Source organism: Kitasatospora sp. NBC_01560, assembly GCF_045208415.1.
GTDB lineage: Bacteria > Actinomycetota > Actinomycetes > Streptomycetales > Streptomycetaceae > Kitasatospora.
The window spans coordinates 9,369,937-9,390,125 of record NZ_CP109364.1; the positions used below are offsets into that span (position 1 = coordinate 9,369,937).

Here is a 20,189-nt window from a genome sequence, read left to right on the forward strand (position 1 = left end):
ATGGACCGCCGCCCCGAACCCCCGCCGCTCAGCACGCCGCCCGGCAGCGCGCAGCGCACCGCCCCGCTCGGCAGCACGCCGCTCGGCGCCACCTCGCTCGGCAGCACGCCCCGCACCACGCCGCCGCCGGAGCAGCAGCCGTACGAGTACGTCCGGACGGCACTGGTCGAGCCCGACTGGCGCCGGCTGCCGGGCTGGCGCGACGTGACCGAGGCCCAGTGGCGCGACGCCCAGTGGCAGCGGGCGCACTGCGTCAAGAACGCCCGGCAGCTGCGGGCCGTCGCCGGCGAGCTGCTCACCGAGTCCTTCTACGAGCAACTCGCAGCGGACCAGGCCGAGTTCGCCACCATGCCGATGCTGCTGCCGCCGCAGATGCTGAACACCGTGGCCGCGCACGCCCCGACTGTGCCGAAGGCCTTCACCGAAGCCTTCCTGGCCGACCCCGTCCGCCGCTACATGCTGCCCGTCCACGCCGACCGGCACCCGCTGTGGCCCAGCCACCCCAAGGCCGAACGCGACTCGCTGCACGAGGCGCAGATGTGGGTGGTGGAGGGCCTGACCCGCCGCTACCCCACCAAGGTGCTGGCCGAGCTGACCTCCACCTGCCCGCAGTACTGCGGCCACTGCACCCGGATGGACCTCGTCGGCACCTCCACGCCCCAGGTCACCAAGGCCAGACTGGTGCTCCGCCCGGCCGACCGCCAGGAGCAGATGCTCGACTACCTCAAGCGCACCCCCGCCGTGCGCGACGTGGTGGTCTCCGGCGGGGACGTCGCCAACGTGCCCTGGCCGCAACTGGAGTCCTTCCTCATGCAGTTGCTGGAGCTGGAGTCGGTGCGGGACATCCGGCTCGCCAGCAAGGCGGTGGTCGGCCTGCCGCAGCACTGGCTCCAGCCGCACGTCCTCGACGGCGTCGGACGGGTGGCCCGGGTGGCCGCCCGGCGTGCCGTCAACCTCGCCGTGCACACCCACGCGAACCACGTCCGGTCGGTGACCCCGCTGGTCGCGGAGGCGGCCCGGGCGCTGCTCGACGCGGGCGTGCGGGACGTCCGCAACCAGGGCGTGCTGATGCGCGGCGTCAACGCCACCCCCGAGGACCTGCTCGACCTCTGCTTCGCCCTCCAGGGCGAGGCGAACATCCTGCCCTACTACTTCTACCTCTGCGACATGATCCCGAACGCCGAGCACTGGCGGACGAGCGTGCACGAGGCGCAGCGCCTCCAGGAGGCGATCATGGGCTACCTGCCCGGCTACGCCACGCCGCGGCTGGTCTGCGACGTGCCGAACCTCGGCAAGCGCTGGGTGCACCAGGCGGTCGGGTACGACCGTGAGCGCGGCATCTCGTACTGGACCAAGAACTACCGCACCGGGGCGGAGGCCCGCGAGCCCGCCGGCGGGGACCAGCTCGCCCGCCGTCACCCGTACTACGACCCGGTGGACACCCTCCCGGAGGCCGGCCGCCGCTGGTGGGCCGCCCGCACGGCGGCGGGCACCGTACCGGCCGCCCGGCCGGCACCCGCCGCGCACCCCGGGCCGCCGGCACCCGCCGCGCGCCCGACCACCCCACTGGCCACCACCGAAGGAGCACGGTGACCCCCGCCGGCCTCGTGAACGACCCCGGCCCGCTGCGCCGGATGTGCTGGATCTTCCCCGACCGCGAGTCGTCCCGGATGACGGCGACCTGGCACCACTTCTTCTGGGACCTCTACGCCGAGACCGCCGAGGAGCTCGGCCTCACCTGGTGCCGGCACGCGCCGGACGCCGTCACGGTGGACGCCACCGACCCGGCCCGGCCGGTGGTCTACGTGGACGAGGAGCCCGTCACCCCGCAGGACACCCTGTTCATCACCGCGCTCTACTCGCTGCCGTACCAGTCGATGGACGTCTTCAACCAGTTCGCGCTCTACGCGGTGCTCGAACAGGCCGGTTTCTACCTGCCGTTCCCGCCCTCGGTGTCGCTGATCGGCAACGACAAGCTCGCCACCGTGCTGCACCTCGCCGACTCCCCGGTGCCGCCGATCCCGACGGTCCGGATCGGCACCGGCCGGGACATCAGCAAGCACCAGTACGAGGTCGCCCTCGGCAACCTCACCTACCCGGCCATCGTCAAACCGGCCGGCTGGTGCGGCGGCGGCGGGATCAACCTGGCCCGCGGCCCCGAGGACATCCGCGGGCTGGCCAGCCTCGCCCAGGGCGGCGACACCACCCTCGTCGCCCAGCCCTACCTGGGCGACGGCACCGTCGACTACCGCGTCTACGTCGTCGACGGCGAGCCGTACGCGGTGATGAAGCGGATCCCCGAAGCCGGCTCGCCGGTGGCCAACGCCAGCCGGGGCGGGGCGATGGAGTTCCCGCCCGTGCCGCCCGAACTGGCCGAGGCCACCGCATACTTCGCCGAGAAGCTGGCGATCCCGTTCTTCTGCGTCGACTTCCTGTACGACGGCGAGCGGTACTGGTTCTCGGAGCTGGAACCGGACGGGGTGATCGCCCCCGACTGGTCCGACCCGGACCGCACCCTCCAGCGTGACGTCACCCGCGCCCGGTTCACCGCCTACCGGGACGCCCACGCCAAGTGGCTCACCGGCCGCACCCCCACCACCCCACGGACGGACCCCCGATGACCGACGCGTTCTCCCTGCCGCCCGAGGCCGTCGAACCGCACCTGCCCGTCGCCGCCCGGGCCCTGGAACAGCTGCGGACGGTGCCCGCCCTGGCCCCGCGCTACGCCGGCCGGCCCGCCGCCGTCGCCACCCTCGACGACCTCGCCGCCCTCCCGCCCCTGCTCAAGGACGACCTCAACGTCGCCCTCGCGCATCTGGAGCCGCGCGCCGCGACGGGCGCCACCTGGCTGTTCCAGAGCGGCGGCTCCACCGGCGCCCCGAAGGTCGGCTACGCGCCCACCGGCTTCTACATGACCGGGGTGCACGCGCACTGGCAGCCGCTCGACCGCGACGACACCTTCGCCAACGCCTGGGGCGCCGGCCGGATGTGGGGCGCGCACTTCCTGGCCGCGGCGCTGGCCGACCTGGCCGGCTGCCGGGTGATCGCCCTCGGCTCCGTCACCCGGGAGGAGTACGGCGACTGGCTGGGCTTCCTCGCCGACCAGGGGGTCACCGCGATCGGTGGGACGCCCAGTGTGCTGCGGCTCTGGTTCGCGCACGCGCGCGCCGCCGGGCTGAAGCTGCCGGCCCTGCGCAAGGTGCTCTGGCTCGGCGAGGCCTGGCAGCCGCAGCTGGCGGAGGACCTCGCCGCCGTCGCGCCGCAGGCCCGCCGCTGGGGCATGTTCGGCTCCACCGAGACGTGGGTGGTCGGCACCAACACCCCGGACTGCCCGGCCGACACCTTCCACCCGCTGCCCGCGCAACTCGTCCACGTCGGCCCGGACGGGCTGCTGGACTTCACCACCCTCGACCCGGCGATGCTCAACCCGGTGCTGCGCTACCGCACCGGCGACGCGGGCGAACTGACCGCCTGCCCGTGCGGGCGCCCGGGCCGCGCGATGCGCGTGCTCGGCCGGCGCGACGGCGTGGTGCAGGTCCGCGGGCTCGGCCTGCACACGGACGAGCTGGTCGCCCTGGCGGAGCGCGAGCCGGGCGTCTCCCGGGCACAGGTGGTGATCACCGAGGACGGCGGCCGGGCCACCGGCGTCGACGTCCTGCTGCTCACCGACCGGGACGCCGCCGTGGACGCCGACCGGCTGCGCGCCGAGCTGTTCTCCGCGACCTTCACGCTCGGCACCGCCTTCCAGCACGACCCGCAGAACTTCCGGGTCCGCGCCGTCGGCGAGCTGGTCAGCAACGACCGCACCGGCAAGACGGCCGGCTTCGTGGTCCGCGCGGCCGGCGAGGAGGCCTCGTGAAGCCCCGGCGCCCGGCCGACCTGGGCCGCGGCTTCAACCTGTTCTGGGCCGGCCAGACGGTCAGCGTGGTCGGCGACCGGATCACCGTCCTCGTCGTCCCGACCCTGATGATCTTCGCCCTGCACGCCTCCGCCCTCCAGGTCGGCGCGGTGGCCATGGCCCAGTACCTGGGCATTCCGCTGCTCGGGCCGGTGGCCGGCGTGCTGGTCGACCGCTGGAACAAGCGCCGGACGATGCTCGTCTGCGACCTGCTCCGGCTGGCGGCCGTCGCCGCGATCCCGCTGGCCTACTGGCTCGACCGGCTCTCCACCCCGCTGCTGTTCGCCTGCGTCGCGGTGATCAGCGGCGCGACCATCTTCTTCAACGTCGGCTACCTGATCGCCGTCCCCGCCGTGGTGGAGGAGGACGAGATGGTCCGCGCCTACTCCCGGCTGGAGGGCAGCGGCTCGGTCGCCGAGGTGGCCGGCCCCTCGATCGCGGCGGCGCTGTACAGCGCGCTCGGCGTCGCCGCCCTGCTGGTGGACGCGGCCAGCTACCTCGTCTCCGCCGCGTGCTTCCGCTCCATGAAGCCGTGGGGCGAGCGCACCGTGGTCGAGGGCACGGTCTGGGAGCGGCTGACGATCGGCTTCCGGATGAACTGGGCCGATCCGGTGCTGCGCCGGGTGGTGCTGGCCGCCGTCACGCTGAACTCGGGCGGGCCGGTCTTCGTCACGGTGCTGCCGGTGCTCGCCTACCGCGGGCTCGGCGTCTCGGTCGGCGTGTTCGGCGCGGCCATGTCGGTGGGCGCGGTGGGCGCGCTGGCCGGCGCCGTGGTCGCGCCGCGGATCGGCGCGCGGTTCGGCCTGGGCCGCACGCTCGCCTGGTCGCTGCTGCTGCACTGCCTGGTCGGCCTCGGGGTGCTGGCCGCGCCCGCCCTGCCGCCCGGGCCGGTGATCGCCGCGACCATGGGCTGCTACGGGTTCTTCATGTCCTGCATCAACGTGTGCTCCGCGCCGACCCGGCAGTCCCGGATGCCCGCCGAGCACCAGGGCGTGATGCACGCGGCGTTCCGCACCGTCACCTGGGGTGTCATCCCGCTGGCCGCGCTGGCCGGCGGCCTGGCCGTCTCCGCGCTCACCGACTCCCTCGGCATCCGGGACGCGGCCCGCTGGGTGATGGTCGGCGGCACCCTGCTGGCGGCCTGCTCCTTCCTGCCCGCGCTCGGCATCCAGGCCCGGCTGGACGCCGCCGCCCGGGAGCAGGAGCGGACCGCCGACGCGGAGCCCGGGCTGACGGAGCCGGCCCGGTGAGCGGGCCGGTCGTCCTGGTCACCGGCAGCTCCTCCGGCATCGGACTGGCCACCGCCGTGGCGGCCGCCCGGGCCGGCTTCACCACGGTGGCCACGCTGCGTGACCCGGCCCGGGCCGGAGCGCTCACCGCGGCGGCCGGGCAGGCCGGCGTGACGGTGGACGTCCGCCGGCTGGACGTCACCGACGCCGACTCCGTGACCGCCTGCCTGGACGGCGTGGCCGCGACGTACGGACGGCTCGACGCGGTGGTCAACAACGCCGGCGTCTCCAACTCCGACCCGACGCTGGAGATGTCCACGATGGCGGCGCTGCGCGCCAACCTGGAGGTGAACTTCTTCGGCGTCATCGCGGTCAGCCGCGCCGCGCTGCCGCTGCTGCGGGCCTCGGCTGGCCGGCTGGTGACGGTGGGCAGCGTGCACGGCGTGGTCGGCCAGCCCTTCAACGAGGCCTACTGCGCGGCCAAGTTCGCCGTCGAGGGGTTCATGGAGAGCCTCGCCCCGGTGGCCGGGGCGCACGGCGTGAAGGTCTCCGTCGTCGTCCCCGGGTACGTGCCCGACACCGAGTTCGGCGTCTTCCCGGACATCGACCGCACGACCATCCGGGCCGCCTCCGGCCCCTACGCGCCCACCTTCGCCGACTACCTCGCCTGGATCGGCGCCCAGGGCTGGGAGGGCGCCGGCCAGCCGGCCCGGGAGGTCGCCGCGGTGGTCGTCCGGACGTTGCGCGCCGACCGGCCCGCCTTCCGGGTGCCCACCAACGCCTGGGCCGCCGCCTACCTGGAGCAGAAGCTCACCGATCCGGACGGCGCCGCCGTCCAGACCCTCGCCCGCACCTGGATCGGCCGCCCCGAGCCGAGCTGACCGACCGTCAGGAGAATCCGTGCCCGCCAAACCACTGCCCGAGCTGATCGACTTCGCCCGGCGCCACTCGCCCTTCTACGCCGACCTCTACCGCGACCTGCCGGCCAGGATCGAGCACCTCGCCCAGCTCCCCGTCATCGAGCAGACCGCCTTCTGGGCCGCCAACTCCTGGCCGGACAACCGGCTGCTCACCGGCCCGCTGCTGGACGCGGGCGTCTACAAGACCGGCGGCACCACCGGTGTGCCGAAGTTCTCCCCCTGGTCGCGCACCGAGCACACCGACTCGGTGACGGCCTTCGGCGCCGGCCTGGTGCAGGCCGGCCTCCGGCCCGGGCACCGGGTGGCGAACCTGTTCTGCGCCGGCGAGCTGTACGGCGGCTTCCTCTACATCGAGAACGCGCTGCACCACGCACCGGTGGACAACGTCCGGCTGCCGGTCGGCGCCGCCCCCGACGCCTACGTGGCCGCCCTGATCGAGGACTTCGGCGTCGACGTGCTGGCCGGGGAGCCGATGAAGCTCAGCTCCGTGGCCGAGCACCTGGTCAAGCACGGGAGGACGGCCGAGCGCATCGAGCTGCTGCTCTTCGGCGGGGACCTCCTCTTCGCCGACCTGCGGCCGATCCTCTCCCGGGCCTTCCCCCGGGCGGCCGTCGCCTCGATCGGGTACGCCTCGGTGGACGCGGGGCTGGTCGGCGCGCCCGTCCCGGGGGACGACGTCCGGGTGCACGAGGCGTTCGTGAACCGCACGGTGGTGGAGCTGGTCGACGACGTCACCGGCGAGCCCGTCACCACCCCCGGGGTGCCCGGCCGGGTGGTGGTCACCAACCTGTTCCGCACCCTGATGCCGATCCTGCGCTACCCGACCGGCGACCGCGCCGAGTGGGTGGACGTCGAGCGCGGGCGGTTCCGGTTGGTCGGCCGGTCCACCGAGGGTGCCCGGGTCGGCACGGTGGCGATGCCGACGGAGGAGATCCGCGCCGTCCTGGTCGCCAACGACCCGGGCCGGGTCGTCTCCGGCATGCAGCTGGTGCAGCGGCGCTGGGACGGCAAGGACGGCCTGATCCTGCGGCTCGGCTGCACCGAGGAGCCGCCGCCGGACCTCGGCGAGCGGCTGGTGGAGGCGGTGTACCGGGCCCGGCCGCTGTACCCGGAGGAGGTCGCGGCCGGCGCGATCCACCACCTGGCCGTCGAGTGGGTGCCGCGCTCCGGCCTGACCACCAACCCGCGCACCGGCAAGCTCCAGCAGGTCGTGGACGAGCGCCCGCCGGCCTGATCCGGCCTGATCGGGCCTGATCCGGCGGCCGGGCGGGGGCGGCCCCGCCCGGTCAGCCGGCCTGCGGCCTGCCCGCGAGCATCACGCTCTGCCCGCGGAACTCCGCGATCACCTTCTGCGCGGAGTCGCGGACCGTCACGTCGTAGATCCCGGTCCGCCCGGACCGGGCGCGCTCCACCGCCTCGGCGGTCAGTTCGTCCCCGGCCGCCGCCGGGGCCAGGAAGGTGACCTGCGCGGCCTGTGCCACCGTCACCGGGCCGTAGCTGTTGCAGGCGTAGGAGAACGCGGCGTCGGCCAGCAGGAAGAGGTAGCCGCCGTGCGCGGTGCCGTGGCCGTTCACCATGGCCGCGGACACCGTCATGCTCATCCGCGCCCGCCCGGTGCCCACCTCGTCGAGCGTGATGCCCAGCCCCCGGCAGGTCGCGTCGCGCGCGTACAGCGCGGCCGTGCGGGCGTCCGGACCGGCGGATTCCACTGCTTCCGCGGTGCCCACGTCCATGGCTTCTGCCTTCCCCCCGGGACCGGTCCGGAGCGGCCGGTGCGGCCTGCCTCCGTCGTGCAACCCGCATTACACCGAGCCCCGCGACGGGCTGTCAACGGTCCACCGGGCGAAGGGAATCCCCGCCGCGGCAGACGGGCCCGGCCGAGGGTGCGCGGCGGCTCCTCCCAAGAGAGTCACCCGCCCCCGCTTATTGACATGTGCGCGCCATCACGGCTTAACCTGTGACCCGTTACCGATCGGTAGCATCAGCGTAGACCCGGACAGCGGAACAGCGGAACCGCGCGAGGCGTACCACCTCACCCCACGGCCTTGCGGGTGCTGTGCGGGTGCCTTCCATCCCTCAGGTGCACCACGATGCATACCGGAGTGCCGATGACGCCCAGCTTTCCGCTTTCCGACCTCGTCGTCGGGATCACGCCGTTCCACGAGCCGGACGCCGGCCTCGCCGAGGCCCTGTGCCGGGCGGGTGCGCTGGGCGTGCTCGACCTCGGGACCGGGGGCCGCCGGGCCCGGGAGGAGTTCGACCGGCTCCGTGAGCGCGTACCCGGGCGGTTCGGCGTGAGACTGGGCCCGGGCTGCCGCCTCTCGGCCGGCGAGCTGCGCAGATCCGACGGCAGCGGCCCGCACACCCTGGTGCTGGCCGCCGCTGCACTGGAGGCCGCCGCACTGGAGGCCGCTGCACCGGGGGCCGGTGACAGCCCCGGCCGGGGCCGGGGCGGGCCTGCCGTCCCCCGTCTGCTGGTCGAGGTGACCGATCTGCCGCAGGCGCTGGACGCCGTCCGCCGCGGTGCGGACGGCCTGATCGCGCGCGGCAGCGAGAGCGGCGGGCCGGTCGGCGAGCTGAGCACCTTCGTCCTGCTCCAGCAGCTCCTGGGGGCGCCCGGGGTCACGGTGCCGGTCTGGGCGGCCGGTGGCATCGGCCTGCGCACCGCGGCGGCGGCGGTGGCCGGCGGCGCCGCCGGTGTGGTGCTGGACACCCAGCTGGCCCTGCTGGCCGAGTCCGGCGTGTCCGAGCAGGCCGCGGCCGTCCTGCGGTCGGCGGACGGCTCGGAGACCGTGCTCGTCGACGGGTGCCGGGTGGTGCGGTGGGGCGGGCCCGGCGGTCGATTCGAACTGACGGCAGGTCAGGATCTTTTCCTGGCAGCCGGGTTCGCCGATCGCTGGGGGACGGTGGCGCGGAGCGTCCGCGCCGTCCGGGGGGCGGTGCAGGACGTGGCGGCCGGCGCCGGGGCCGCACTGCTCGGCGCCGGCTCGCCGCTCAGCGGCGCGTTCGGCACCGCGCTCCCGGTCGCGCAGGGCCCGATGACCCGGGTGAGCGACCAGCCGGGCTTCGCCGCCGCCGTGGCCGGGGCCGGGGCGCTGCCGTTCGTCGCGCTGGCCCTGGCGGACGGGCCGCAGTCCCGCGAGCTGCTCGCCCTGACCGCTGTCGAGCTGGGTGAACGCCCCTGGGGAGTAGGGGTGTTGGGCTTCGCCCCGGAGGCGGTGCGGGCCGCGCAGCTGGCCGAGGTCCGGGCGGCGCGGCCGAGCCACGCGGTGATCGCGGGCGGCCGGCCGGCCCAGGCCCGGGCTCTGGAGGAGGCCGGGATCCGGACCTTCCTGCACGTGCCCTCGCCCGGGCTGCTGCGGCAGTTCCTGGCGGACGGTGCGCGCCGCTTCGTCTTCGAGGGATCGGAGTGCGGCGGCCACGTCGGGCCGCTGCACAGCTTCCCGCTCTGGGAGGCCCAGTTGGCCGTCCTGGAGGACTTCCTCGACGCGACCCCCGGGCGGCCCGGCGAGCCGGCGGTCGAGGTGCTGTTCGCGGGCGGCGTGCACGACGAGCGCTCGGCCGCGATGGTGGCGGCCCTGGCCGCACCGGTCGCGGCACGCGGCGTCCTGCCCGGCGTACTGATGGGCACGGCGTACCTGTTCACCGAGGAGGCGGTGGCACTCGGCGCGGTGCGGCCGCAGTTCCAGCGCCAGGTCATCGCGGCCCGCGGCACGGAGCTGCTGCTGTCCGCCCCCGGGCACGCGACCCGCTGCGTGCCCAGCCCGTTCACCGCGGAGTTCCACCGGGCCCGGGAGCGGATGCGGGAGCAGGGCGTCCCGGACCGCGAAGCCTGGGAGCGACTGGAGCAGTTGAACGTCGGCCGGCTGCGCGTCGCCAGCAAGGGGCTGGAACGCGTGGCGGGCGGGCTGGCACCCGTCGACGAGCAGGACCAGTTGCGCCGGGGCATGTTCATGGCCGGGCAGGTCGCGGTGCTGCGCGGCGCCACCACGACGCTGGCCGAGCTGCACGGCGCGGTGACGGCGGGAGCGGCCGGCTTCCTCGCCGCGCGGGCCGCCGAACTGGCCGGCCGGCTCGGCGGTGACGGCGCCCCGGCCGGGCGGCCGAAACCGCTGGAGATCGCGGTGGTCGGCATGGCGGGCATGTTCCCGCAGGCCCCCGACCTGCCCGCGTTCTGGGCCAACGTGCTGGCCGGGGTGGACGCCGTCACCGAGGTGGCCCCGGAACGCTGGGACCCGGCCGTGTACTACGAGGCCGACGGCGGTCCGGGCCGTACCCCGTCCAAATGGGGCGGCTTCCTGCCCCGGATCCCCTTCGACCCGCTGAGGTACGGCCTCCCGCCGTCCGCGCTCGGCAGTATCGAGCCGGTGCAGCTGCTGGCCCTGGAGGCGGCCCGGCGCGCCCTGGTGGACGCCGGCTACGACAGCGGCGCGGGCGACGCCGGCCGCGGCTTCGACCGCTCGCGCGCCGGTGTGGTGTTCGGCGCCGAGGCCGGCAGCGACCTGTCCAACGCGGGCGTGCTCGGCTCGGTCCTGCCGTCCTACCTGGGCCGGGTGCCCGAGGCTCTCGCGGCACAACTGCCGGGGCTCACCGAGGACTCGTTCCCCGGCATGCTGGCCAACGTCGTCTCCGGGCGGATCGCGAACCGGCTGGATCTCGGGGGCGCCAACTTCACCGTCGACGCCGCCTGCGCGTCCTCGCTCGCCGCGCTCGACGTGGCCTGCAAGGAACTCACCGCAGGGTCGGCGGATTTGATGCTGTGCGGGGGAGCGGACCTGCACAACGGGATCCACGACTTCCTGCTCTTCGCCTCGGTGCACGCGCTCTCCCCGACCGGGCGGTCACGGCCGTTCGACGCGGCCGCGGACGGCATCGCGCTCGGCGAGGGCGTGGCCTGCCTGGTGCTGAAGCGCCTGGCGGACGCCGAACGGGACGGCGACCGGGTGTACGCGGTGGTGCGGGGCATCGGCAGCGCGAGCGACGGCCGCTCGCTGGGCCTGACCGCACCACGGCCCGAGGGCCAGCGCGCGGCCCTGGAGCGGGCCTACCACGGCGCCGGCCTCGCGCCGTCGGCGGTCGGCCTGGTGGAGGCGCACGGCACCGGGACGGTGGTCGGTGACCGGACCGAACTGACCACGCTGACCGCGGTCTTCACCGAGGCCGGCGCGGCGCCCGGCAGTTGCGCGCTCGGGTCGGTGAAGTCGCAGATCGGGCACACCAAGTGTGCCGCGGGGCTGGCCGGCCTGATCAAGGCGTCGCTGGCGCTGCACACCGGCGTCCTGCCGCCGACGCTGCACGTGGACCGGCCGAACCCGGCCTGGCAGGCCGGCCGGAGCCCGTTCGCGTTCGCTGCCGAGGCCCGGCCGTGGGCCACGGCGCCGGCCGGACGCGTCGCGGGGGTGAGCGCGTTCGGCTTCGGCGGCACCAACTTCCATGCCGTCCTCCAGGGTTACGACGGGCCCGGGCCCGGGCACGGCCTTCAGGGGTGGCCGGCCGAGCTGTTCCTGTTCCGCGGGGCGGACCGGGAGCGGGCGCTGCGCGGAGTCGGAGCGATCCTGCGGCTGGCGGAGGCACCCGGTGCGCCGTGGCGGCTGCGCGACCTGGCGCTGGCCGCCGCCCGGCGGGCGGCCGGCGGGCACGGACGGGTGCAGGTCGCGGTGGTGGCCGCGGACGTCGCGGAGCTGGTCGGGCTGCTGAACCGGGCGCTGGCCGGCGAGCACGCACCGCAGCACGGGCTCCATCAGGCGGGCACGGGGGCGAACGCGGGGGCGGGCACGGGGGCGACCCCGGGCGGCGGGCCGGGCGACCAGGTGGCCGAGCCGGGCGAGGTGGCGTTCCTCTTCCCCGGCCAGGGCAGTCAGCGGCCGGGCATGTTCGCCGAGCTGTTCACGGCGTTCCCGCCCCTCCAGCGGCACCTGCGGCTGGGGCGGGACCACGCCGGCCTGCTGCACCCGCCCGCCGCCTTCACGGCCGAGGCCCGTGAGCGGCAGCGGGCCGAGCTGACCGACACCCGGGTGGCACAGCCGGTGCTGGGCATGACCGGCCTCGCCGCGTACGAGGCGCTCGCGCTCGCCGGGGTGCACCCCCAGCTGGCGGCCGGGCACAGCTACGGCGAGCTGGTGGCGCTCTGCGCGGCGGGGGCGCTGGCGGCCGAGGACCTGCCGGAGCTCAGCGCCGACCGGGCGCGGTCGATCCTGGCGGCGGTCGGGCCGGCCGCCGGGCCCGGCGCCGCCGCCGGCCCGGGAGCGGACCCGGGGACTGACCCGGGAACGGACCCGGGGACTGACCCGGGAGCTGATCCGGGGACGATGGCGGCCGTCGCGGCCGGCGCCGCGGACGTCGAGCAGGTCCTGCGGGAGGCCGGAACGGTCGGCGGGGTGGTGATCGCGAACCACAACGGGCCGCGGCAGACGGTGGTGTCCGGGCCGACCGCGGAGATCGAGGCGGCGGCCGGCCTGCTGCGGGCGGCCGGGTTCGGGGTGAAGCGGCTGCCGGTGGCGTGCGCCTTCCACAGCCCGCTGGTGGCGGGCGCGGGCGAGGCGTTCGCGGCGGCGCTGGCCGAACGGACGGTACGGGCACCGGAGTTCCCCGTCTGGTCGAACCGCACGGCGGCCGCCTACCCGACGGAGCCCGCCGCGATCCGGGCCGAACTCGCCGCACAGATCGGCGCGCCGGTGCGCTTCGCGGCGCAGATCGAGGCGATGTACGAGGCGGGCGCCCGGGTCTTCGTCGAGGCCGGGCCGGGGACGGTGCTGACCGGGCTGGTCTCCGCGGTGCTCGGCGAGCGGCCCCACCTGACCGTCCCGCTGGAACGGAGGCGCACCGGCCTGCCCGGCTACCTCGACGCCCTGGCCGAACTGGCCGTCGCCGGCGTGCCGGTGCACACCGACCGGCTGTTCCGGGGGCGCGACGCGGTGGACGCCGGCCGTGCCGAGGCGCCGCGCAGGCCGGGCTGGACGGTCGACGGCCACCTCGTCCGCACGGCCGCAGGAGAGACACCGCCCGGTGCACTCGCACCGGCCCGACTCGTACCGGAGGCATGGGTGACCACGCACGAACCGCCGCGCGACGACCCGCAGACGCTGATCGCGGACTTCCTGAGCAGCAGCCGGGAGCTGATCGCGGCGCAACGGGACGTCCTGCTCACGTACTTCGGCGCGGCGGGCGCGGCCCGGGCACCGGAACTCCCGGCCCCGGGACTCCCGGCCCCCGTGGGGCAGGCCCCGGTACTGCAGGCACCGGCGCTCCCGGCCCCGGCCGCGTGGCCGCCCCCGGTGCAGGGCACGGCGGGGCTGCCGCCGGGGCCGCAGCCGTCCGTGACCGGTTCGCCGGCGCCCGCCCCCGCCCGGCTCGCGGTGGACCCGCCGCCCGGCGGCGCCGCCGCCCCGACAGCGGCGGACCTGCTGGCCCTGGTGATCGAGGTGATCGGCGAACGCACCGGCTACCCGGCCGACATGATCGAGCCCGATCTCGACCTGGAGGCCGACCTCAGCATCGACTCCATCAAGCGGACCGAGATCATCGGCAGACTGGTCCGCCGCCTCGCCGGCCCGTCCGGTGCCGGCCCGTCCGATGCGGGCCGTCCCGACGACCGGATGGCACTGGGCGACGAGGAGGTCGAGCACCTCGCCCGGGCCCGCACCGCCGCGGCCGTCGCCGACTGGCTCGCCGAGCGCCTCGGGGCGGCTGCGCCGGCCGGCGCCCCGGCCCGGGACGCCGCGGACGCGGCCGACCGGGGTGCGTCGGCGGAGGGGCGGCCGGTCCACGAGGCGGCCGTGCCCGTCGCCGCAGATTCGCAGACCGCCTACTCGCAGGCCGCAGACTCCCGGACCGCAGAGTTGCAGGCCGCCGGCGGCCCGGACGGCCGGCGGGTGCCCGAGGGCCACGAGCCGCAACGGCTCCGCGTCGAGCCCGTCCCGCTCCCGGAGCCCGCCGAGCCCGGCCGCACCCTCGCCGGCCGCCGCTTCCACCTCCTGGGCGACGACACGCACGGCATCTCCGCCGCCCTCGCCGCCCGCCTGAGCGCCCTCGGCGCCGAGGTGACCTCCCACGGCGCGGCATACGAACTGTCCGCCGCGGACGGCCCCGTGGACGGGGTCGTGCTGCTCGACCCGCTCTCGCCCGAGGGCGCGCCCGTGCTGCCCGCGGCCGTCCCGGCCCTCCAGGCCGCGCTGGCCCGGGCCCCGCGCTGGCTGCTCGCCGCCCGGGCGGCCGACGGCCCGGCGGCGGGCTCCGCCGGCGCCGCACGGGCCGCGGGACTGCGCGGCCTGTTCCGCACGCTGGCCGTCGAGTACCCGGACCTCTCCGCCCGCCTGGTCGAGCTCGACCGGACCGACGACCCGGCCCTCGCCGCCGAGCTGCTCGCCGCGGAGCTCCGGGCCGCCGATCGCGAGCCGGTGGTGCTGCGCACCGCGGCCGGGCGGCGCGGCCTCGCACTGCGCGAGTCCGGTCTCGGCGTGCTCGGCAGCACCGGTGCCGGCCCGGCCGGTGACGGTGCGGCGGAGGCCGAGGCGCTGGGCCTCGACCGCGACGCCGTCGTCCTGCTGGTCGGCGGCGCCCGGGGGATCACGGCACGGTTCGCCGCCACCCTGGCGGCGGCGAGCCGGTGCCGACTGGAGCTGCTCGGCCGCACCGCACCGCCGGACGGTCCGGAGGACGCCGCCACCGCGGCGGCCGGCGACCGCGCCGCCCTGCGCGCGGTGCTCGCCCGCCGCGGCCTGCCGCTCCCGGAGGTGGACGCCGCGGCGTCCGCGCTGCTCGCGGGCCGGGAGGTCGCGGCCACGCTCGCCGAGCTGGACGCCCTCGGTGCCCGAGCCGCGTACCGGGCGGTGGACGTGGCCGACGCGGCGGCGCTGCGCCAGGCCGTCAAGGAGGTCCACGCCGAACACGGCCGCCTCGACGGGGTGGTGTACGCCGCGGGCGTGATCGAGGACAAGGTGTTCGCCGAGAAGAGCCCGGCCTCGTTCGGGCGGGTCTTCGCCACCAAGGCCGAGGGCGCCCGCGCCCTGCTGGAGGCGCTGGCCGAACTGCCGGCCGGCCCGCGGTTCACCGTGCTCTTCGGCAGCATCGCCGCGGTGCTCGGCAACCGCGGGCAGGCCGACTACGCGGCGGCCAACGACGCCCTGGAGGGCCTTGGTGCGCGCTGGGCGCAGCAGACCGGGCAGCGCGCGCTCACCGTGCACTGGGGGCCGTGGGCGCCGTCCGGCCGGCACGGCGGCATGGTCTCCCCGGAGCTCGCGCACAGCTACGCCGACCGCGGGGTGAAGCTGATCGCGCCGGAAGCCGGCTCGCTCGCCCTGCTGCGCGAGCTGGCCTGGGGCGATCCCGGCCTGCGCTCGGTCGTCTACACGGCCTCGGGCCGGTGACGCGGTGACGGACCGTCAGCCACCGGCGGTGGCCGTGGTCGGCATGGCCGTCCTGCTGCCCGGCGCGCCGGACCTCGCCACCTACTGGCGGAACCTCGTGGACGGGGTGGACGCGATCACCGACGTCCCGGCCGGGCGCTGGGACGCCGAGTACTACGACCCCCGGGCGGCCGCGGACCGGGGCCGCCCGGGCGCGCCGGACCAGCTGTACTGCCGGCGCGGCGGTTTCGTGGACGCGTTCGCCACGGTGCAGCCGACCCGCTTCGGCCTGGTGCCCAACTCCGTCGCCGGCGCCGAGCCCGACCAGCTCATCGCCCTCCAGGTCGCCGCCGCGGCCGTCGAGGACGCCGGCGGCCCCGACCGGCTGCCGGATCGCGACCGGGTCGGCGTGGTGCTGGGGCGCGGCGGCTACCTGACGCCCGGGATCGCCCGCCTCGACCAGCGGGTGCGCGGCTCGCACCAGCTGGTCCGCACGCTCCGCGAGCTGCTGCCGGAGCTGACCGACGGCCAGCTCGACCGGGTGCGGGCGGCGTTCACCGATCGGCTGGGCCCGGACCGGCCGGAGGCGGCGATCGGCCTGGTGCCGAACCTGGCCGCCTCGCGGGTCGCCAACCGGCTGGACCTGCGCGGGCCCGCGTACACCGTGGACGCCGCGTGCGCCTCGTCCCTGGTCGCGGTGGACCAGGCGGTCGGGGAGCTGATGACCGGCCGGTGCGACGTGGTGCTGGCCGGCGGTGTGCACCACTGCCACGACGTGACGCTGTGGAGCGTCTTCAGCCAGCTGCGGGCGTTGTCCCCCAGCCAGCGGATCCGCCCGTTCCACCGGGGCGCCGACGGCGTCCTGATCGGCGAGGGCACCGGTGTGGTCGTCCTGAAACGCCTCGCCGACGCCGACCGGGACGGCGACCGGGTCTACGCGGTGATCCGCGGCACCGGGGTCGCCGGTGACGGGCGCACCTCCGCCCTGGCCAACCCCGACCCGGGCGGTCAGGGCAGGGCGGTGCGGGCGGCCTGGCGCGCCGCCGGGCTGGACCCGGCCGCGCCCGGTGCGGTGGGTCTGCTGGAGGCGCACGGCACCGCGACCCCGGCCGGGGACCTCGCCGAACTCCGCACGCTGGCCGAGGTGTTCGGTCCCCCTGCGGCCCGGGAGCCGCGCGCCGTCCTCGGCTCGGTCAAGTCGATGATCGGCCACACCATGCCGGCCGCCGGGATCGCCGGCCTGGTCAAGGCCGCCCTAGCGGTCCACCACGGGGTGCTGCTGCCCACCCTGCACTGCGAGGATCCGCACCCGGCCCTGGCGGCCACGCGCTTCGCCACCATCGGCACGGCGCGTCCGTGGGAGGGTGCGGACGGACCGCGCCGCGCGGCGGTGAACGCCTTCGGCTTCGGCGGCATCAACGCGCACGTCGTGCTGGAGCAGGCCCCCGGTGCCGGTGCCCTCGTGCCGGCCCGGGCGCCGGCACCGGCGGGCAACGCGCGGGCGGCCCGGCCCGCACCGGGCACCGCCGCCACGACGGTCGTGGAGCCCGAGGTGGTCCTGCGCCTCGCGGCCGACACGCCCGAGCAACTCCTGGCGCTCATCGGCGACGACACCACCGGCCCGGTCGCCGGCCCGGCCGGGCCCGGTCCGTCGGCACCGTCCTGCCGCCTGGCCGTCGTCGGTCCGACGCCGAAGAGCCTGGCCCTGGCCCGCCGGGCGGTGGCCCGCGGCCGGGCCTGGCGCGGGCGCGGTGACGTCTGGTACGCGCCGCGCCCCCTGCTCGGGCCCGGCGGCGGGCGGCTCGCGTTCCTCTTCCCGGGCCTGGAGGGCGAGTTCGCGCCGCGGGTGGACGATGTCGCCGACCACTTCGGGCTGCCCCGGCCGGCCGTGGCCGATGCCGCCCGGGTCGGCGACATCGGCCGGCACGGCGCGGGCGTGGTCACGGTCGGCCGGCTGCTCGACCGCGCCCTGCGCCGGATCGGTCTGCGACCCGACGCGGTGGCCGGGCACAGCGTCGGCGAGTGGACGGCGATGATCACCGCCGGCCTGTACTCGGGCGCCTCGGTGGACGCGTTCCTGGAGTCCTTCGACCCGGACGCGCTGCACGTGCCCGGCCTGGCCTTCGCCGCGCTCGGCGCCCCGGCGGCCGACGTCCTCGACGCCCTGGCCGCACTGCCCGGCATGGACGAGGTCGTGCTCTCCCACGACAACGCACCGCAGCAGGCGATCGTCTGCGGCCCGCAGCAGCCGGTCACGGACCTGGTGCGACGGTTCCGGGCACGCGGGGTGCTCGGGCAGGTCCTGCCGTTCCGGTCCGGCTTCCACACGCCGATGCTCGGGCCGTACCTGGCCCCCATCCGGGCGGCGGCCGAGCGGTTCGAGCTGCACCGGCCGACCGTACCGGTGTGGTCGGGAACGACAGCCGCGCCGTTCCCGAGGACGGAGGCCGAGGTACGTGAGCTGTTCCTGCGGCACCTGCTGGAGCCGGTACGGTTCCGACCGCTGGTCGAGGCCCTGTACGCGGCCGGCTTCCGGGCGTTCGTCCAGGTCGGCACCGGACAGCTGGGCTCGCTGGTCGGCGACATCCTCCAGGACCGCGAGCACCTGGCGGTCGCGGCCAACTCGGCCCGGCACGACGGCCTGGCGCAGCTGCGCCGAGTGGCGGCGGCGATGTGGGTGGACGGCGCCGAACCGGACGCGGCCGCCCTGCTGCCCGCCCGGCCGGGGAGCCGGGGTACGGCGCGGGAGCAGCGGGAGCACCCGGCGGTGCCCCTGGACCTCGGCAGCGCCCTGGTCTCGCTGGACGGCGCCACGCTCGACGGACTGCGCGCCGAGCTGAAGCCGGCGGCCCGGCCCGCCCGGACGCTCGGCGACCTCGGCCGGCGCTTTCCGCCCGCCGCCGGCCTGGACGCGCTCCTGCGCGAGACCGAGCGCACCGCGGTCGAGCTGTTGGGCGCGGCCGCCCGGATGCCGCTCACGGCCCCGGCGGCGCGACCGTCCGCCCCGGCACGCCCCACCGCTCCGCACCCCGTCGCGCCGAGCGCCCCCGCGCCGAGCCCTGTCGCCCCCGCCCCGGGCCCCGGGCGGCACGTGCTTCCGCTGCACGTCTCGCTCGACGCCATGCCCTACCTGTCCGACCACTGCTTCTTCCGGCAACGCCAGGGCTGGCCCGATCCGGCGGACCGCTGGCCGGTCGTCCCCGCCACCACGATCGTCCACCACCTCCAGGAGGCGGCCGAGCGGGTCGCACCGGGCCGGATCGCCACCGGCGGGCGCGACCTGCGCTTCGGCCAGTGGGTGCCGGCCGCCGAGCCGCTCGACCTGGCCATCACCCTCCAGGAGTCCGAACCGGGCTTGTACAGTGCCGAGTTCGGTCACTTCGCCCAGGGCGTCGTCGAGGTGGCGGACGGCTACCCACCGCCGCCCGCGCCGTGGCCCGTCCCGGAGGCCGGGGAGCAGGTGCCCCGGCTGACCGCCGCCGGCCTCTACGGGGAACGGTGGATGTTCCACGGTCCCGCGTTCCAGGGCCTCACCGAGCTCACCGCGATCGGCGCGTCGCACATCCGCGGCGTGATCAGCGCCCCAGCGGCGCCGGGTGCGCTGCTGGACAACGTCGGCCAACTGCTCGGCTACTGGATCATGGCCACGCGCACCGAGCGCACCGTGGTGTTCCCGGTCGGCATACGGCGACTGCGCAGCCACGGCCCGGCGCCGCGGGCCGGAACCGAACTGCACTGCCACATCCGGATCACCGCCGTCACCGACCAGGTGCTCGAAGCCGACGTGCAGCTGCGGCCCGCCGGCGGCCCGGTCTGGGCGGAGCTGCACGGCTGGCAGGACCGTCGCTTCGACAGCCACCCCGAGACCCGGCCGGTCGAACGGTTCGCCGACCGCCACACGTTGTCCCGGCCGCAGCCGGGCGGCTGGGTCCTGCTGCACGAACGCTGGCCGGACCTCGCCTCGCGCGACCTGATCATGCGCAACCACCTCGGCGCCGCCGAACGCGACCAGTACGCCCGGCAGCCTCCGCGCGGCCGCCGGGCCTGGCTGCTCGGCCGGATCGCGGTCAAGGACGCGGTGCGGCACCGGCTCTGGGAGCACGGTGACGGCCCGGTCTTCCCGGCCGAGATCGCGGTCCGCAACGACGCGGCCGGCCGGCCGGTGGTGGCGGGCGTCCACGGTCGCACGCTGCCGGGGCTCGACGTCTCGCTCGCGCACTGCGCCGAGGCGGCCGTCGCCCTGGTCCGCCCGGCCCGCGACGCCGTCGGCATCGGTGACGGCATCGGCATCGGCATCGGCGTCGGCATCGACATCGAGGAGGTCGTCGACCGCCCGGGCGAGACGCTCGAAGTCGCCCTCGGCGGCGCCGAGTCGGAGCTCCTGGCCGCCTGCCGGGCCCGCGCCGGCCACGACCCCGCCGACGGCCACGGCCACATCGACACCGGCGGCGGTCGAGCGGACGGCCCCGCCGACGGTGCCCTCTGGTTCACCCGGTTCTGGGCGGCCAAGGAGGCCGTCGCCAAAGCGGTGGGCACCGGACTGCGCGGCCGCCCGAGGGACTTCACGGTGGTGGCGGCCGACCCCGCCACCCTGCTGGTCGAGACCGCGGGCCCCGCCGGGCCGCGTCGCCACCGCGTGCACTGCACCACCGTCACCAGCCCGCCCGGCCTTCCCGTGCGGCGCTACGTGGTGGCCTGGACCGCCGGTCCGGACGACGGACCCGGACCGGAGACCGGGCCCCACGAGCAGACCGGACACACCGACCGCGACCCCGAAGGGACACCAGCCCCGTGACTG

Annotated in this window: 9 protein-coding genes; 8 read left to right on the forward strand and 1 reads right to left on the reverse strand. The window is 76.4% G+C overall.

The window, feature by feature from the left end:
• From OH807_RS39935 to OH807_RS39960, 6 genes are read left to right on the forward strand one after another with little or no spacing between them, the layout of a single operon-like run.
• Entirely contained in the window at positions 1–1,593 is a 1,593-nt protein-coding gene (locus OH807_RS39935) for a KamA family radical SAM protein (protein WP_406210004.1), read from the forward strand.
• Positions 1,590–2,621 (forward strand): RimK family alpha-L-glutamate ligase, encoded by a 1,032-nt coding sequence (locus tag OH807_RS39940; RefSeq protein ID WP_406210007.1) that lies wholly within the window; start codon positions 1,590–1,592, stop codon positions 2,619–2,621. The genes OH807_RS39935 and OH807_RS39940 overlap by 4 nt, the downstream gene beginning before the upstream one ends.
• Positions 2,618–3,859: an AMP-binding protein gene (locus OH807_RS39945; RefSeq protein ID WP_406210010.1), complete on the forward strand. Its 1,242-nt coding sequence runs from the start codon at positions 2,618–2,620 to the stop codon at positions 3,857–3,859. Before OH807_RS39940 ends, OH807_RS39945 begins: the two co-directional genes overlap by 4 nt.
• Complete coding sequence (locus OH807_RS39950) at positions 3,856–5,148, forward strand: MFS transporter (RefSeq protein WP_406210013.1); 1,293 nt, start codon at positions 3,856–3,858, stop codon at positions 5,146–5,148. The genes OH807_RS39945 and OH807_RS39950 overlap by 4 nt, the downstream gene beginning before the upstream one ends.
• Positions 5,145–6,008 carry an SDR family NAD(P)-dependent oxidoreductase gene (locus OH807_RS39955; protein ID WP_406210016.1) on the forward strand — a complete coding sequence of 288 codons (864 nt, stop codon included), beginning with the start codon at positions 5,145–5,147 and terminating at the stop codon, positions 6,006–6,008. The genes OH807_RS39950 and OH807_RS39955 overlap by 4 nt, the downstream gene beginning before the upstream one ends.
• Positions 6,009–6,027: 19 nt before the next feature.
• Complete coding sequence (locus OH807_RS39960; protein ID WP_406210018.1) at positions 6,028–7,281, forward strand: phenylacetate--CoA ligase family protein; 1,254 nt, start codon at positions 6,028–6,030, stop codon at positions 7,279–7,281.
• A 52-nt stretch (positions 7,282–7,333) separates the two neighbouring features.
• Here the strand turns inward: OH807_RS39960 and paaI are convergent, their stop codons facing one another.
• Positions 7,334–7,780, reverse strand: coding sequence for a hydroxyphenylacetyl-CoA thioesterase PaaI (gene paaI, locus OH807_RS39965; RefSeq protein ID WP_406210021.1), 447 nt, complete (start codon positions 7,778–7,780; stop codon positions 7,334–7,336).
• Between the two features lie 375 nt (positions 7,781–8,155).
• Here paaI and OH807_RS39970 point away from each other — a divergent pair, with 375 nt between their 5' ends.
• Together OH807_RS39970 and OH807_RS39975 are read left to right on the forward strand one after the other, a co-directional pair.
• Positions 8,156–15,412, forward strand: coding sequence for an SDR family NAD(P)-dependent oxidoreductase (locus OH807_RS39970; RefSeq protein ID WP_406210024.1), 7,257 nt, complete (start codon positions 8,156–8,158; stop codon positions 15,410–15,412).
• A gap of 4 nt (positions 15,413–15,416) precedes the next feature.
• A complete protein-coding gene (locus OH807_RS39975) occupies positions 15,417–20,186 on the forward strand; it encodes a beta-ketoacyl synthase N-terminal-like domain-containing protein (RefSeq protein WP_406210026.1) in 4,770 nt (1,589 codons plus the stop codon).
• The last annotated feature ends 3 nt before the right edge of the window (positions 20,187–20,189 follow it).